Genomic DNA, 14,962 nt, shown 5'->3' on the forward strand with positions numbered 1-14,962 from the left:
TTGGTAACCATTCACCCGGTCCTACTCGACGTCAAGCCCCGCGAGAGAAGCTCGCAGGCACGCCATATCGAGCGGTCCCGCGACGCGAAACGAGCGCGGAAACACCCGGCGACGTTCGGCGAGCTCCAGGCAGCTCAGTGCCGGATGCACATACGCACCACGGCCCTGCAGCCGTCCTCGCTGGTCGGGAACGATCTCGCCCTCGACCACCACCAGGCGGAGCAGCTCGGACTTTACCGTGCGAACCCGGCAGCCCACACACGTTCTCAGCGGGGCCGCCCGGCCACCGTATTCAAGCTTACCTTGTGGAGGCATCGGCAGGACCGACCGCATCCCCCGTCGCCGTCGCCTGGGTATCGGGACGGATGTCGATGCGCCATCCGGTGAGGCGAGCGGCGAGACGGGCGTTCTGCCCCTCTTTGCCGATCGCGAGGGAGAGCTGGTAGTCAGGCACGGTGACCCGCGCCACGCGGCCCTCCAGATCGATGACCTCCACATGGGAAACCCGCGCAGGCGACAGGGCATTCCCGACGAACTCGGCTGGATCGTCAGACCAGTCGATGATGTCGATCTTCTCGCCGTGCAGCTCGGTCATCACGTTGCGCACACGCGACCCCATCGGGCCGATGCAGGCGCCCTTGGCGTTGACGCCGCCCCTGCGGGAGCGCACCGCGATCTTGGTGCGGTGACCGGCCTCGCGGGCGATCGCGGCGATCTCCACGGTGCCGTCGGCGATCTCGGGGACCTCCAGGGCGAAGAGCTTCTTCACGAGGTTCGGGTGGGTGCGGGACAGCGTGACCGACGGCCCCTTGTGCCCCTTCTTCACCTGGACCACGTAGCAGCGCAGCCGCTCGCCGTGGATGTACTCCTCGCCGGGGACCTGCTCGTTGTGCGGCAGGATCGCCTCGATCTTGCCGAGGTCGACCAGCACCACCCGGGGGTCCTTGCCCTGCTGGATGACCCCGGCGACCAGCTCGCCCTCGCGGCTGGCGAACTCGCCGAAGTTGATCTCGTCTTCTGCGTCCCTCAGCTGCTGGAGGATCACCTGTTTCGCCGTGGTCGCGGCGATGCGGCTGAAGTTGCCGGGGGTGTCGTCGTACTCCCTGATGACCTGGCCCTCGTCGTCGAGCTCAGCGGCGTAGATCATCACGTGCCCGGAGACCTTGTCGAGCTCCGCCCGCGCCTTGGAGGAGGCCCCCTCGGTGCGGAAGTACGCGATCAGCAACGCATCCTCGATGGCCTTGACGACCAGGTCGAAGGAGATGTCCTTCTCCCGCTCCAGGCTGCGCAGGACGCTCATGTCAATGTCCACAAGGCTCCCCCCTAGCCCTCGTCGCCGTCGTCGGCGTCTTCTTCATGGTCAAGCACGTCTTCGTCGTCGAGCCGGCGGAACTCCACCTGCACCCGGCCCTTGCCCAGCTCGTCCCACGCCAGCAGGCGTGGCTCCGGCGCGGCCGAAAGCTCGACGCCCGCGTCGCCGACGGCCAGGACGCGGCCCTCCAGCGAGGTGCCGTCGCGCAGGTCGGCCTTCACCAGGCGCCCCTTGGCGCGGCGCCAGTGCCGTGGCTCGGTCAGCGGGCGCTCGACCCCGGGGGAGGACACCTCCAGCACGTACGGGCTGCCGCCCATGACGTCGCTGTCGTCGAGCGCCTGCGACACCGCCTGGCTGATGTCGGCGACCTTGTCGAGGCTCACGCCGTCGTCGCCGTCCACGATGACGCGCAGGAGCCGCCGCTTGCCCGCGGGGGTGACCGTGACGTCCTCAAGGTCGAGACCCTCCGCCGCGGCGACGGGCTCCAGAAGCTTTATCAGGCGGTCACGTCGAGCGTCGGCGCCCATGCTGACCTCCCAGTTGAATTATCGGCCATCTTGTAAGAAAGCCGAAGGCGTACCTCGCCCAACGGTTCACCAGCCTATCGACACCGGGGCGCGGAAAGAGCGTCACTCGGTTACCCACCCGGTGACGCGCCGTACGATGCTATGTGCCAAGCCAGGAAAAGCCGTCATCCACGGGAGGCCACACCGTGCGTCAGCGTGCCCTGACCCGGCGCGCGGTGTTGCGTGGCACCGCCGCCGGCGCGGTCGCCATGGCCGTCGCCGGTTGCTCGGCGCCCGAGGCCGCGCCGCCGGCGCCCAAGCCGCCCGACCCCGAGACCGTGCTGCTCACCGGCGTCATCGCCGACAAGGAGCGGATGGTGGCGCTCTACCGGCAGGCCGTGCTCGCGGGTGGCAGGCTGGCCTCCGTGCTCGGGCCCTTCCAGCAGCGCCACGAGGCCCACCTGGCGGAGCTGCGGCGCCGCCTGCCCCCGAGCCCGGCGCCGACCCCCGCCTCGCCCACGCCTGTGCCCCCGTCCTCCCCGCCGGCCTCCGCGCCCGCCGCGGCCAAGGTCTCGGTCGCCAGGCTTCGCGAGCTGGAGCGCAAGGCGGCTGCCGCCCGGCCGCGCCAGATCGGGAACGTCTCCCCCGCCCTGGCACAGCTCCTCGCCTCCATCGGGGCCTGCGAGGCCGCCCACGCCGTGGCACTTGCGAGAGCCTCGTGACCGACGCGCTCCAGGGCCTCAACAAGGTGCTCGACGCCGAGCACGCCGCCGTGTACGCCTACGGCGTCGTGGGGGCCCGCACCAGCGGCGGCCAGCGGGCTGCCGCGTCCGCCGGCTTCAACGCCCACCGCGCCAGGCGCGACCAGATCCGCGGGCTGATCACGGCCAGGGGCGGCACGCCCTCGGAGTCCGGCGCGGCGTACGAGCTGCCCTTTCCGGTCGCCGAGGCCACCGACGCGGCCCGCCTGGCCGCGCTGGTTGAGGATCGCGTCACCGCGGCCTACCTCGAGCTGACCGCCGTGGACGACTCCGCGCTGCGGCGGCTCGCCGCCATGACCATGCAGGAGTGCGCGGTCAGGGGGTACGGCTGGCGCCCGACGATCGCCGCCCTGCCCGGCTGGCCGGCGCCCGATCCCGGCCCCTCTCCGATGGGGAGGCCGAGCACGTCACCGCCGGTTTCCCTTGACCAGTAGGCGATTTCGTCCATACGACCACGTTTGCACCTGGTGTCCGGGGTAGTTGCTCGCCCATCGGAAGAGCACGGAGGGACACATGGGCTGGAGTTACCGTAAGTCGATCAAGATGGGGCCGTTCAGGCTCAACCTTTCGCGAAGCGGTGTCGGGCACAGCTACGGCGGACGTGGCTTCCGTGTCACGAAGGGCGCCGACGGGCGGCGCACCGTCACCGTCAACCTGCCGGGCGGCTTCCACTGGCGCAAGACAATGGGCAGCGCGCGCGACTAGACGAACCGCGTATGACGCCGAGAGCGCGTGCCGTACAGCCTGAGCCTGGAACGGCACGTGAAAGGGGGCTCGCCACCCCGGGCCGAGAGGCGGCGAGCCCCCCTCACCATGCTCTGGGGACGCTCTTGGGAGCCCGGAAGGTCAGAGGCGCTCGGACCGGGGCTCGGAGGACACCGCGGCCAGCACGCTGCCGACGGCCTCGGCGAGCGGGACCTCCTCCTTGACGCCGGTCCTGCGGTCGCGCAGCTCCACGACGCCCTGAGCCAGCCCGCGGCCGACGATCAGGATCGTCGGGACGCCCAGCAGCTCGGCGTCCTTGAACTTCACGCCCGGAGACACCCCTGCGCGGTCGTCGACGAGCACGCGCAGGCCCTTGGCCTCCAGCTCCTCGGCGAGCCCCAGCGCCACCTCGACCTGGTTGTCCTTGCCGGTGCCGACCACGTGCACGTCGGCGGGCGCCACCTCGCGGGGCCAGACCAGACCGAGCTCGTCGTACTTCTGCTCCGCGATCACGGCCACGGCACGCGAGACGCCCACGCCGTACGAGCCCATGGTGATGCGGATGGGCTTGCCGTCGGGGCCGAGCGCGTCGAGGCCGGCCGCGTCGGCGTACTTGCGGCCGAGCTGGAAGATGTGGCCGATCTCGATGCCACGGTCGATGGAGAGGGGGTGGGCGCACCGGGGGCATGAGTCGCCCGCGCGCACCTCGGCGGCCTCGATGGTGCCGTCGGGCTCGAAGTCACGGCCCACGACGACGTGCGCCGCGTGCTTGCCCTGCTCGTTGGCCCCGGTGACCCAGGCGGAGCCCGCGACGACGCGGGGATCCACGAGGTAGCGGATGCCCAGCCCCTTGAGCACCTGGGGGCCGACGTAGCCGCGGACCAGGCCGGGGTGCTTGGCGAAGTCGCCCGCCTCGAAGATCTCGGGGATGCCAGGGGCGAGCGCGGCCTCCAGTCGCTTGAAGTCGACCTCGCGGTCGCCGGGCAGGCCGACGATCAGCGTCTCGAACTCCTCGGAACCCGGGGTGCGCACCTTGACCACGACGTTCTTGAGGGTGTCGGCCGCGGTCACGCCGAGGCCGTACCGCTCGTTGACCAGGGAGACCAGCGAGTCGATGGTCGGGGTGTCGGGGGTGTCGAGCACCTCCAGGGCGGGGTGCCCGGCGGTCACGGCCGGAGGCGCGGGCGTGACGACGGCCTCGGCGTTGGCGGAGTAGTCGCAGTTGTGACAGGCCACGAAGGTGTCCTCGCCGGTGGCGCAAGGGGCGAGGAACTCCTCGGAGGCCGAGCCGCCCATGGCGCCCGACATGGCGAAGACGATCTTGTAATCGATGCCGAGCCGGTCGAACAGCTTGATGTAGGCCTCGCGGTGCAGCTCGTACGAGCGCTTGAGGCCGTCGTCGTCGAGGTCGAAGGAGTAGGAGTCCTTCATGATGAACTCGCGGCCACGCAGGATGCCGGCCCGGGGACGCGCCTCGTCGCGGTACTTCGTCTGGATTTGGTAGAGGATTACCGGATAGTCCTTATAGGAGGAGTACTCCCCCTTGACCATGTCGGTGAACATCTCCTCGTGGGTGGGCCCGAGCAGATAGTCGGCGCCCTTGCGGTCCTTCAGCCGGAACAGCGTGTCGCCGTACTCGGTCCAGCGGCCGGTGGCCTCGTAGTAGTCGCGGGGCAGCAGCGCGGGGAACAGGACCTCCTGGCCGCCCATGGCGTTCATCTCCTCGCGCACGACGCGGGCGACGTTCTCCATGACGATCTTGCCGAGGGGCAGCCACGAGTAGATGCCCGGGGCGACGCGGCGGACATAGCCGGCGCGGACGAGCAGCTTGTGGCTCGGCACTTCCGCGTCCGCCGGATCCTCACGCAGGGTGCGCAGGAACAGGGTGGACATACGCAGCAGCACGGCTACTCCTCGGTCGCGGGGATTGGCAGGTATACAGGCTATCGAGTCTCGCGCGGGCGTCGCCCGGTTTAACCCCGGGGCGGCCGCCGGTCACCTCACCATTTTGCCAAGCAATCGCTTGTTAAGCTGCCGGGGTGGACCTCACGGAGGAGCAGCGCGAGCTACGCGTCACGGTACGCGACTTCCTGCGCGACGCGTGCCCGCCCGCCCTGGCCTTCACCGGCTCCCCCGAAGCGCGCGCCGGGGACCCCCGCGCGCTGTGGAGGAGGTTCGCGGGCGAGCTCGGGGTCACCGGGCTCGCCATCCCCGAGCAGTACGGCGGGGCCGGATGCGGCATGGCGGAGGTGGCGGTCGTCTGCGAGGAGCTCGGCAGGTCCCTGTCGCCCCTCCCCTACCTGTCCACCGCCGTGCTCGCGGCCGAGGCGGTCAAGGCGTGCGGCGATGAGGAGGCGAAGCGCCGCCTGCTGCCGCGCATCGCCGACGGGTCCGCCACCGCGACGGTGGTGCTGCCCGGCGAGGCCGGCCTGCGCCTCGAAGGGGAGCGCCTGCACGGCACCGTCCCGTACGCGCTCGACGGGGAGATCGTCCTGGCATATGTGGGGCGCTCGCTCGTGGAGGCGCGGCCGACGGCGCGCAGGCCGCACGCCACCGTCGACCGCACCCGCCCGCTCACCGAGCTGGTCTTCGACGGCGTCCCGGTACGGCGGCTCGGGGACGCCCGCCCCTCCGCCCGGGTGCGCGACCTCGGCGTGGCCGGGCTCGCCGCCGAGCAGGCGGGCGGCGCGGCGCGCTGCCTCGCCGCCGCCGTGGCCTACGCGGGGAAACGCCACCAGTTCGGCCGCCCGATCGGCTCCTTCCAGGCGATCAAGCACAGGCTGGCCGACATGCTGCTCGCGGTGGAGTCGGCGAGGTCCGCCGCGTACGCCGCCGCCCGCGCGACCGAGGAGGAGCTGCCCGTGCGCGCGGCCATCGCGGGGTCGTACTGCACCGAGGTCTACCTGGCGGCGGCGGGCGAGAACATCCAGATCCACGGCGGCCTCGGGGTCACCTGGGAGCACGACGCCCACCTGTCCTTCAAGCGCGCCACCTCCGACGCCCAGCTCTTCGGTCCGCCGCAGGCCCACCGCGCGCGCCTCGCCGCGTCGGTCTTCCCCGCGTCGCCGGCCGCCGCGCGGCGCGTCGCGACACGGGTCCCCCGCACCCACTGACCCGCCCGGCGCGCTCCCCGCCCAAGGGGACACTGCTTGTTGCGGCTCGTCGCGGCTGGTAATCTCGCCAAGCGAGCGCTTGGTTGAATTCGGTCGGTCGAGTGGTGGAACGGAGGCGCGGATGACGTCCCTACGGATCAGCCTGGGATATGAACTGGAGGTCCGCGGGCGCACCCGCGAGGTGGAACGGCAGACGTTCGAGAACGTGATCGACCAGGTCGTGCTCGGGGACCGCCTGGGATGCGACACCGCGTGGTTCGTGGAGCACCACTTCACCCGGGGCTTCTCCCACTCGTCGGCCCCCGACCTGGTGCTCGCCGCCATCTCCCAGCGCACCGAGCGGATCCACCTCGGGCTCGGCGTGGTGCTGCTGCCCTTCCAGTCGCCCATCCGCACGGCGGAGCGGGTCGCCACCCTGGACGTCCTCAGCAACGGCCGCGTCGAGTTCGGCACGGGACGGGGCGCGTCGCCGCTGGAGTACCAGGCCTTCCAGCGGCCGTTCGAGCAGTCCCGCAGGATCTGGGAGGACTCCCTGGAGGCGGTGCTCGCGATCTGGAACGCCGACGGCGAGCCGGTCAGCCGCTCCAACGAGTTCTTCGAGATCCCCGACGTGGCGGTCTACCCCCGGCCCACCCAGGTGCCGCACCCCCCGGTCTGGGTCGCCTCGACCTCCCTGGAGGGCTATCTCGCGGCGGCAAGGCACGGGTACAACCTGCTCGGCATGACCATGCTCAAGGGCATCGACGACGTCGCCGCGGACATCGCCAGGTACAAGGAATGCCTGGCCGACAACGGCTTCGACCCCGCCACCCGCAGGATCGCACTGATGATCCCCTGGCATGTGGCGCCGACGCGCGAGGAGGCCATCGAGACCGCCGCCGACCCCGTCCTGTGGTACATCCGGCGGCAGGTCAACCTGGTGACCCCGCCCGACTACTACGACGCCCGGCACGCCACCCACAAGGTCCTCGGGCAGCTCGCCGCCGGGCTGCCGCCCGACGACGCGATGGCGACGCTGCGCGAGCACCTCATGGTGGTCGTGGACGACGTGGAGGGCTCCCGCAAGGCCGTCGCGAGGATCGCCGAGGCCGGGGCCACCGACCTGATCCTCCAGGCCCAGGTGGGCGGCCTCGCCCACGACCGCGTACGCGACTCGATCGAGCTGTTCATGGGGGAGGTCATGCGTTGACGACGACCCGCTGGCTGACCAGGGACGACCTGGGAGCGGCCGCCGGTGGCGCCACCGGCCTGCTGCAGGTCGCGCCGGACGCGTCGAGCGCGTGGCCGCTGGACCCCGGTGACCGCGGTGCGGACGGCCTCACGGCGCGGGCGCTGCGGGCCGCGGGCGTCGGCGGCCGCGACCGGGTGGTCGTGGCGCTGGGCGAGCCCGCGGGAGCACTGTGGGCCGCCGCCGGGGCCGAGGTGGCGGCGGCGTCCGCCTCGGTCGGGCCGCGCGGCCGGATGCGCCTGCACCACGCGCTGAGGTCGCTCGGGGCCACCACGCTGGTGATCACCCCCACCGGGGCGATGGACCTCCTCGCCCGACTGCACCTGGAGTTCCTGCTCGACCCCCTGGACCTCGGGCTGCGGCACCTGGTGCTCACCGGCGAGATCGCCTCCCCGCGCACCCTCGGCCACCTGGCCGGCGAGTTCGAGGCGTCCGTGACCGAGGTCTACGCGAACCCCTACAGCGGCGGCGCGCTGGCCTGGCGCGGCTCGGACGCCGCGCCGCTGACCCCTCTGGCCGACGGGCTGCTTGGGCTCGCCTCGCTGGACGAGGACTCGCCTTTCGAGGGGACGGACGGCCTCGCCGAGCTCGTCGTCACGCCGTCCGGCCATCCCGCCCTCGGCGGCGCGGTCGTCCGCACCGGGCAGGTCGCCCGCCTCGGCGGCGCGGCCGAGATCCCCGCGCCGTCCCACACGGTCGGCGACCACGTGCTGGTCAGAGGCGTGTGGCTGTCGCTTCCCCGCGTCGAGAGGGCTCTATCCAGGATCGACGGCGTGTCGACCTGGGAGCTCGCGGTCTCCCGCCAGGGCACGCTCGACTCCGCGACGCTGAGGGTGACCTTCGGCCGCGCGAGCCTGGTCGGGAATCCGATGTGGAGGTCCAGGATCGAGCAGTCGCTTTCCGCGCTCACCCCGATCAAACTGGGCGTGGAGGTCGCGGCCGAGGTGGCCGAGAAGGCCACCCCGGGCACGGTCGCCGACGCCCGCGGTCACCATCTCGGCAGAGACCGCACCGCCATGGCTCACTAGCACTGGACGGGCGTTGAGGCAGGCTCACGAACGCGGGAGGCGCGACCATGGTTCCAGGCGGCGAGGGCACCGTGCCGGGCTGGGGGACGATACCGCGCATGCTGCGCGACCAGGCGGCCCGCCACCCCGGCCTCACGGTGATCATCGACGGTGACGTGCGGCTGTCGCTCGCCGAGCTGCGCGCCCGCGCGGCCGTGGTCGCCAAGGGGCTGATCGCGCTCGGCGTCGAGCTTGGCGACCGGGTGGCCATCTGGGGGCCCAACGACGTGCACTGGGCGGTCGGCGCGTACGGCATCTGGGACGCCGGCGCGGCGATCGTGCCGCTGTCCTCCCGCTACAAGGGCATCGAGGCCGCCGAGGTGCTGCGCAGGACGGGCGCCAGCGTGCTGATCATGGGCCACAACCTCGACGGCGCTCCCCCGTTCGCCGACCTCCTCGCCTCGGCCGCCGGGCCGCCCAGGCAGACCGGGCGGGGGGAGAACGGCGAGGACGCCGAGCCCGGGGCCGGGCGGCCCTTCTCCGGGCTTCCCGAGCTGCTCCACGCGATCACCCCCGAGGGGGTGGGCCGTCCCGGCATGCTGCGCCCTTCCCGCGTGCTCGCCGCCGGGGAGTGGATCTCCGACGACACCGCCGAGGAGAGGGCGCTCGCCGTACGGCCGGACGACCTCTGCGAGATCATGTCCACGTCGGGCACCACGGGCACGCCGAAGGGCGTGATGCTGGACCACGGCCAGATCGTGCGCGGCTACTGGGACTGGGCCGAGATCGTCACGCTCAGGGAGGGTGACCGCTATCCGGTCATCGCGCCGTTCGCGCACGGCTTCGGCCTGAACGCCGGCCTGCTCGCCGGGGTGATGCGCGGGGCCACCCTCCTGCCGGTCAAGGCGTTCACCCCCGCCGTGCTGCGAGAGCTCGTCCACGACGGGCGCATCACCGTGCTGGCCGGGGCTCCGCCGCTGTTCCACCGCCTCCTGGACGAGGTGGACGTCGCCGGGCACTCCGTCCGCGTGGCGATCTGCGGCGCCGCCGCCGTGCCCGCCGAGCTGGTCCGCCGGTTGCTGCTGGAGGCGGGCCTGGAACGCGTGATCAACGCCTACGGCCTGATGGAGGGCACGGTCGTGTCGATGACGCGGGCCGGCGACCCCGTCGAGGTGATCGCCGCCTCCACCGGGCGGCCGGTGCCCGGCATCGAGGTCAAGATCGTGGACGACGACGGCAAGCCGGTGGCCGCGGGTGAGCGCGGAGAGATCCTCCAGCACGGCTACGGCGTGATGCGCGGCTACTGGGGCGAGCCGGGCAGGACGGCCGAGGTGATCGAGAACGGCTGGCTGCGCACGGGCGACATAGGCACGCTGGACGCCCAGGGGAACCTCTCGGTGGTCGACCGCAAGAAGGAGCTGTTCATCGTCAACGGGTTCAACGTCTCGCCCGCCGAGGTCGAGAGCCTGCTGCTGCACCACGGCGACCTCGCCCAGGCGGCCGTCGTCGGCGTGCCGGACGAGCGCTCGGGCGAGGCGGGCCGCGCGTACGTGGTGCCACGTCCCGGCAGCGCGATCGACCCCGCCGAGATCATAAGCTGGGCACGAGGGAACATGGCGAGCTACAAGGTGCCCCGCCAGGTGATCGTCGTGGACGCGCTTCCCGTCAACGCCAACGGGAAGACCGACAAGCGACTGCTCCGCGCCCGGGCCGCCGAGGAGGCCCGGGGGTAACGGAACTGGATTAACTCGATACCTCCGGCGCGCGAGTCTGGCCGGGACGACCGCGTTCCGCGACAATCTGCTCCATGACGATGTGGGGCCGTAGAGTCCCGCTAAGGAGGCCACATGTCGCTCCGCGTGGCGATCGTGGGATCTGGTCCCGCCGGGATCTACACGGCAGAGGCACTGACGAAGCAGGCGGGCGAACCCGTCGAGATCGACGTGCTCGACCGGCTGCCCACACCGTACGGGCTGGTCAGATATGGCGTCGCGCCTGACCACACCTCCATCAAGTCGATCGCCGGCTACCTGCGGCGGGTGCTGGAGCTGCCCTCGGTGCGCTTCCTCGGCGGCGTCGAGCTCGGATCCGACGTCTCCGTCGCCGACCTCGCCGCGAGCTACGACGCGGTGGTCTACTGCACGGGCGCGATGGTCGACCGGCATCTCGGCATCCCCGGCGAGCACCTGCCCGGCAGCGTGGCGGCGACCGACTTCGTCAACTGGTACTGCGGCCACCCCGACATGCCGCCCGACGCCTTCTCGCTCGACAGCACCGAGGTGGCCGTGATCGGGGTCGGCAACGTCGCCGTCGACGTGGTCAGGATCCTGGCCAAGACCGCCGACGAGCTGCGCTCCACCGACGTGCCGCAGGAGGTGCTCGACCGCCTGGCGAAGAGCCAGGTGACCGGCATCCACATGATCGGCAGGCGCGGCCCCGAGCACGCCAAGTTCACCCTCAAGGAGCTGAGGGAGCTCGGCGAGCTTCCGAGCTGCGACGTCCTGGTCCGCCCCGAGGAGGGCGGCACGAACGACGTGAGCGAGCTGTCGCGTCAGGTCCGCGGCAACGTCGAGGTCCTGCGGTCCTGGTGCGCCCACGCGCCCACGGGGCGTCCGCGCCGGCTGGACGTGCGCTTCTGGCTGCGTCCCGTGGAGATCCTCGGCACCTCCCGGGTCGAGGCGCTCAGGCTGGAGCGCACGGCGCTGGTCGACGGGCGGGTGGTCGGCACCGGGCGGTTCGAGACCATCCCGGCCGGCATGGTGCTGCGCTCGGTGGGCTACCAGAGCGTCCCCCTGCCCGGCGTGCCGTTCGACGACGCGACGATGACCGTGCCGAACGTCGCGGGGCGGGTGTCCGAGGGGCAGTACGTCGCGGGCTGGCTCAAGCGCGGGCCGACCGGCGTCATCGGCACCAACAAGTCCGACGCGGCGGAGACCGTGCGCACGCTGCTCGCCGACCTGGCCTCGCGCCCCGGCCGCTCCGCCCCGGCGTCCAGGCTGGACGACCTGCTGGCGGCGCGCGGCGTGAGCCCCGTGACCTACGGCCAGTGGCTCGCCATCGAGGCGGCGGAGGCCTCGCTCGCCACGTCCCTCGGCCGGGGTGAGCACGTCAAGCTCGTCGGCCGTCCCGCGATGCTCGCCGCCTGCGGCCGTACGCCCTCCGCCTGACCCGGCCCGTCCGTACGCCCTCCGCCTGACCCGGCCCGGCCGTACGCCCTCCGCCTGACCCGGCCCGGCCGTTCGCGCGCGTGACCGCGAACGGCCGAGGGTGACGTTTGCGCGGCGTGCGGCGCGGAAGGAGTACCCCCGAGACGGCGACTCCGTGCCACGGCCGGGGCCGCCGACCGGACCGGGGGGACCGCTCGATGACCACTCAGACGTATCCGCACGCCCGCAGGGCCGCCGCGAAGGCCCGGTCATGAGTGACACGGTCGCCGAGCAGTTCGTCAAGGTGCTGCGGCAGGGCGGCGTGCAGCGCGTGTACGGCGTCGTCGGCGACAGCCTCAACCCGGTCGTGGACGCGATCCGCCGGGCCGACGGCATCGACTGGGTGCACGTGCGCAACGAGGAGGCCGGGGCGTTCGCCGCCGCGGCCGAGGCCCAGCTCACCGGGAGGATCGCCGCCTGCGCCGGCAGCTGCGGACCCGGCAACACCCACCTGATCCAGGGGCTGTACGACGCCCACCGCACAGGGGCGCCCGTGGTGGCCCTGGCCTCGCACATCCCCTCGACGGAGATCGGCACCGGGTTCTTCCAGGAGACCCATCCCGAGCGGGTGTTCGTCGACTGCAGCCACTACTGCGAGATGATCAGCAGGCCCGAGCAGATGCCGAGGGTGCTGCGCATCGCCATGCAGTACGCCGAGGGGCTCGGCGGGGTGTCGGTGGTGGTGCTTCCCGGCGACATCGCCGCCCTGCCCACCGCGCGCCCGACGGGCACGAGCACGCTGGTCACCGAGAGGGGCGTCGTGGCGCCGCCGCCCTCCCACGTGCGGGCGCTGGCCTACGCCCTGAACGCCGCGCGACGGGTCGCCCTGTTCTGCGGCGCGGGCTGCCAGAACGCCCACGAGGAGGTCATGGCGCTGGCCGCCAGGGTGTACGCCCCGATCGGGCACAGCCTGCGCGGCAAGGAGTGGATCCAGTACGCCAACCCCTACGACGTCGGCATGAACGGCCTGCTGGGGTACGGCGCCTGCTACGACGCGCTGAACGAGGCCGACCTGGTGGTGCTGCTGGGCACGGACTTCCCCTACGACAACTTCCTGCCCCAGGGGCACACCGCGCAGGTCGACCACGACGCCACCAAGCTCGGCCGCCGCACGCCCCTGGACGTCGCCGTGCACGGCGACGTCGGCGAGACGCTGCGCACCGTGCTCCCCCTGCTGCACCAGAAGACCGACAGGAGCTTCCTCGACCGCATGCTCCGCGAGCACGCCCGCAGCCTCGAACGCGTCGTCGACGCCTACACCAGGGACGTCGACCACCACGTGCCGATCCACCCCGAGTACGCCACCGCGATCCTGGACGACCTGGCGGCCGAGGACGCGGTGTTCACCGTGGACACCGGCATGTGCAACGTGTGGGCGGCGCGCTACCTGACGCCGAACGGCAGGCGGCGGGTCATCGGCTCCTTCCTGCACGGCAGCATGGCCAACGCGCTGCCGCACGCCATCGGCGCGCAGCTCGCCTATCCCGGCCGCCAGGTGATCTCGATGTCGGGGGACGGCGGCCTCGGCATGCTGATGGGCGAGCTGCTCACCGTGCGCCTGCACGACCTGCCCGTGAAGATCGTCGTCTACAACAACTCCTCGCTCGGCATGGTCAAGCTGGAGATGCTGGTGGAGGGGTTCCCCGACTACCAGACCGACCACGCGCCCGTGGACTACGCGGCGATCGCGGCGGCGGCCGGCATCCCGTCGACACGCGTCGAGAAGCCCTCGGAGGTCCGCGACGGCCTCGCGCACGCCCTGTCGTCCCGCGGCCCGTACCTGGTGGACCTGGTCACCGACCCCAACATCATCGCCATGCCGCCGCGCATCACGCCCGCGCAGATCAAGGGCTTCGCGCTCGCGGCCGGCAAGATCGTCGTCAGCGGCGGGGTCGGCAAGATGGTCGAGATGGCCCGCGCGAACCTGCGCAGCATCCCGCGCCCCTAGTCGCCGAGGGCGAGGGTGGCGCGGCGCAGGGCGGTGGAGAGGGTCTTGACCGTGGCGGGCTCGTCCATCACGCCGCCGCCCGCGTCCCTGCGCGCCTCCCATGCCTGTACGCGCTCCGCGTAGGCGTCCCGGTTGGCCAGGTGGAAGGCGTAGACGGTGGCGTACCGGCTGACGAGGTGCGAGGGATGCATGTCCCACCCCTGGTAGAACCCGTGGCGCAGCGAGTGGCGCACCATCCCGGCGTGGGCCCGCCAGAGCGCGTGCACGTCCTGCGTCGAGTCCGAGGCGGGCGAGGCGGCCAGCGAGCCGTCCGACAGCTCGACCCCTGTGCCCGCCAGCGCGGTGCGCATGACCTCGCGGGCGTGGTCGCAGACCGGATGGTCCAGCCGCTGCTCGTCCGGCGGCAGGCCGCAGGCGGCGGTGTAGTCGAACACCCCGAAGTGCGCCGCCGACAGCCGCCCGCCCAGCGAGGGCACCAGGCCGGGCGAGCGCATGAGGAACATCACGGTCTGCGGCGCCTCCACCTGCATCTCGAACCGCAACGTGCCCGTGGCCAGCCCTAACCCCTCCTCCAGGAGGGGAAGGCGGCCGGCGAACTGCCCGAGGTAGGCCTCCATCAGCACCTTCGGGAAGGTGACCGTGAAGCCCTCGGGGAGCGAGCCGACGCGCTCGACCACCCCGGTGAGGAAGCCGTCGAGCGTGCGCAGGGCGCGCGCCGGGTCGCCGTCGGCGAACGACTTGACCCGGATGCCCCAGCGGCGCGGCAGCGTGCCGGAGGACCGCATCGCGGCGACCGCCTCGGCCGCGCCGTCGGCGTGGGCGTCCTCCTCCGCGCCGGGGCGCACCCCGTAGCCGTCCTCGAAGTCGATGCGCAGGTCCTCGACGGGCTCGGCGGCCAGCTTGCGCGCGACCCTGCGGCGCACCTCTGCGGCCAGGCCGCCGGGCAGCGGCCCGAACACCCGCGACAGCTCGGCGTCGCCCGGCAGATGGCTCTCCAGGAGCCCCAGGGCCGCGTCTCCCCACGCCCGCACGGTCTCGCGGCCGAAGCGGTCGGCGGGCACGTACACGGTGTGCACGGGCTGCCAGGAGCCCGCGGGGCCGGGGTAGCGCTCCGCCTGCTCGCCGAGCGCCGCGGCGGAGCCGGGGACGTCGTGGTCGCCGAGGGTGAGGCGCATG

14 protein-coding genes are annotated in these 14,962 nt (G+C 72.3%); 9 read left to right on the plus strand and 5 right to left on the minus strand.

From position 1 onward, the window contains the following. Positions 1-21: 21 nt before the first annotated feature. From ACOZ38_RS35110 to rimP, 3 genes are read right to left on the minus strand one after another with little or no spacing between them, the layout of a single operon-like run. Positions 22-333, minus strand: a complete 312-nt coding sequence (locus ACOZ38_RS35110) for a YlxR family protein (protein WP_392831439.1) — start codon at positions 331-333, stop codon at positions 22-24. Beyond that, complete coding sequence (gene nusA, locus ACOZ38_RS35115; protein ID WP_405140437.1) at positions 299-1,300, minus strand: transcription termination factor NusA; 1,002 nt, start codon at positions 1,298-1,300, stop codon at positions 299-301. The genes ACOZ38_RS35110 and nusA overlap by 35 nt, the downstream gene beginning before the upstream one ends. 23 nt (positions 1,301-1,323) lie before the next feature. After that, complete coding sequence (rimP, locus tag ACOZ38_RS35120) at positions 1,324-1,839, minus strand: ribosome maturation factor RimP (protein WP_424535328.1); 516 nt, start codon at positions 1,837-1,839, stop codon at positions 1,324-1,326. 185 nt (positions 1,840-2,024) lie between these two features. Here rimP and ACOZ38_RS35125 point away from each other — a divergent pair, with 185 nt between their 5' ends. The 3 genes from ACOZ38_RS35125 to ACOZ38_RS35135 all read left to right on the plus strand — a co-directional run bounded on the left by ACOZ38_RS35125 (position 2,025) and on the right by ACOZ38_RS35135 (position 3,284). Then, positions 2,025-2,540, plus strand: a complete 516-nt coding sequence (locus ACOZ38_RS35125; protein WP_424535329.1) for a twin-arginine translocation signal domain-containing protein — start codon at positions 2,025-2,027, stop codon at positions 2,538-2,540. Next, positions 2,537-3,013 (plus strand): ferritin-like domain-containing protein, encoded by a 477-nt coding sequence (locus tag ACOZ38_RS35130; RefSeq protein ID WP_424535330.1) that lies wholly within the window; start codon positions 2,537-2,539, stop codon positions 3,011-3,013. Before ACOZ38_RS35125 ends, ACOZ38_RS35130 begins: the two co-directional genes overlap by 4 nt. Positions 3,014-3,092: 79 nt before the next feature. Beyond that, the gene (locus ACOZ38_RS35135; protein ID WP_424535331.1) at positions 3,093-3,284 is read left to right on the plus strand and encodes a DUF4236 domain-containing protein; all 192 of its coding nucleotides are present in this window, start codon (positions 3,093-3,095) and stop codon (positions 3,282-3,284) included. Between the two features lie 141 nt (positions 3,285-3,425). Here the strand turns inward: ACOZ38_RS35135 and ACOZ38_RS35140 are convergent, their stop codons facing one another. Next, entirely contained in the window at positions 3,426-5,189 is a 1,764-nt protein-coding gene (locus ACOZ38_RS35140; RefSeq protein WP_424535332.1) for a proline--tRNA ligase, read from the minus strand. A gap of 134 nt (positions 5,190-5,323) precedes the next feature. Between ACOZ38_RS35140 and ACOZ38_RS35145 the strand changes: the two genes are divergently transcribed. From ACOZ38_RS35145 to ACOZ38_RS35170, 6 genes are all read left to right on the plus strand, one after another. Continuing rightward, positions 5,324-6,397 carry an acyl-CoA dehydrogenase family protein gene (locus ACOZ38_RS35145; protein ID WP_424535333.1) on the plus strand — a complete coding sequence of 358 codons (1,074 nt, stop codon included), beginning with the start codon at positions 5,324-5,326 and terminating at the stop codon, positions 6,395-6,397. Between the two features lie 121 nt (positions 6,398-6,518). Next, on the plus strand, positions 6,519-7,586 hold the full coding sequence (locus ACOZ38_RS35150; protein ID WP_405140444.1) for an LLM class flavin-dependent oxidoreductase: 1,068 nt from the start codon (positions 6,519-6,521) through the stop codon (positions 7,584-7,586). Then, positions 7,583-8,653, plus strand: coding sequence for a hypothetical protein (locus tag ACOZ38_RS35155; RefSeq protein WP_424535334.1), 1,071 nt, complete (start codon positions 7,583-7,585; stop codon positions 8,651-8,653). Before ACOZ38_RS35150 ends, ACOZ38_RS35155 begins: the two co-directional genes overlap by 4 nt. Positions 8,654-8,700: 47 nt before the next feature. Continuing rightward, positions 8,701-10,365, plus strand: a complete 1,665-nt coding sequence (locus tag ACOZ38_RS35160) for an AMP-binding protein (RefSeq protein ID WP_424535335.1) — start codon at positions 8,701-8,703, stop codon at positions 10,363-10,365. A 114-nt stretch (positions 10,366-10,479) separates the two neighbouring features. Beyond that, the gene (locus ACOZ38_RS35165; RefSeq protein WP_424535336.1) at positions 10,480-11,799 is read left to right on the plus strand and encodes an FAD-dependent oxidoreductase; all 1,320 of its coding nucleotides are present in this window, start codon (positions 10,480-10,482) and stop codon (positions 11,797-11,799) included. Between the two features lie 250 nt (positions 11,800-12,049). Then, positions 12,050-13,786, plus strand: a complete 1,737-nt coding sequence (locus tag ACOZ38_RS35170) for a pyruvate dehydrogenase (RefSeq protein WP_424535337.1) — start codon at positions 12,050-12,052, stop codon at positions 13,784-13,786. On the opposite strand, the gene ACOZ38_RS35175 is transcribed toward ACOZ38_RS35170, so the two are convergent. Beyond that, the gene (locus tag ACOZ38_RS35175) at positions 13,783-14,961 is read right to left on the minus strand and encodes a DUF6986 family protein (protein ID WP_424535338.1); all 1,179 of its coding nucleotides are present in this window, start codon (positions 14,959-14,961) and stop codon (positions 13,783-13,785) included. The two genes, ACOZ38_RS35170 and ACOZ38_RS35175, sit on opposite strands and share 4 nt — an antisense overlap. Position 14,962 lies beyond the last annotated feature (1 nt).

This window comes from Sphaerisporangium viridialbum, from assembly GCF_049674955.1.
Taxonomy (GTDB): domain Bacteria; phylum Actinomycetota; class Actinomycetes; order Streptosporangiales; family Streptosporangiaceae; genus Sphaerisporangium; species Sphaerisporangium viridialbum.

What these genes read in the sequence shown, in the direction of transcription:
- ACOZ38_RS35165 (WP_424535336.1), top strand. Translation starts at nt 10,480, where the DNA reads ATGTCGCTCCGCGTGGCGATCGTGGGATCTGGTCCCGCCGGGATCTAC.
- ACOZ38_RS35170 (WP_424535337.1), top strand. Translation starts at nt 12,050, where the DNA reads ATGAGTGACACGGTCGCCGAGCAGTTCGTCAAGGTGCTGCGGCAGGGC.
- ACOZ38_RS35160 (WP_424535335.1), top strand. Translation starts at nt 8,701, where the DNA reads ATGGTTCCAGGCGGCGAGGGCACCGTGCCGGGCTGGGGGACGATACCG.
- ACOZ38_RS35135 (WP_424535331.1), top strand. Translation starts at nt 3,093, where the DNA reads ATGGGCTGGAGTTACCGTAAGTCGATCAAGATGGGGCCGTTCAGGCTC.
- rimP (WP_424535328.1), bottom strand. Translation starts at nt 1,839, where the DNA reads ATGGGCGCCGACGCTCGACGTGACCGCCTGATAAAGCTTCTGGAGCCC.
- ACOZ38_RS35110 (WP_392831439.1), bottom strand. Translation starts at nt 333, where the DNA reads ATGCGGTCGGTCCTGCCGATGCCTCCACAAGGTAAGCTTGAATACGGT.
- ACOZ38_RS35175 (WP_424535338.1), bottom strand. Translation starts at nt 14,961, where the DNA reads ATGCGCCTCACCCTCGGCGACCACGACGTCCCCGGCTCCGCCGCGGCG.
- nusA (WP_405140437.1), bottom strand. Translation starts at nt 1,300, where the DNA reads ATGAGCGTCCTGCGCAGCCTGGAGCGGGAGAAGGACATCTCCTTCGAC.
- ACOZ38_RS35150 (WP_405140444.1), top strand. Translation starts at nt 6,519, where the DNA reads ATGACGTCCCTACGGATCAGCCTGGGATATGAACTGGAGGTCCGCGGG.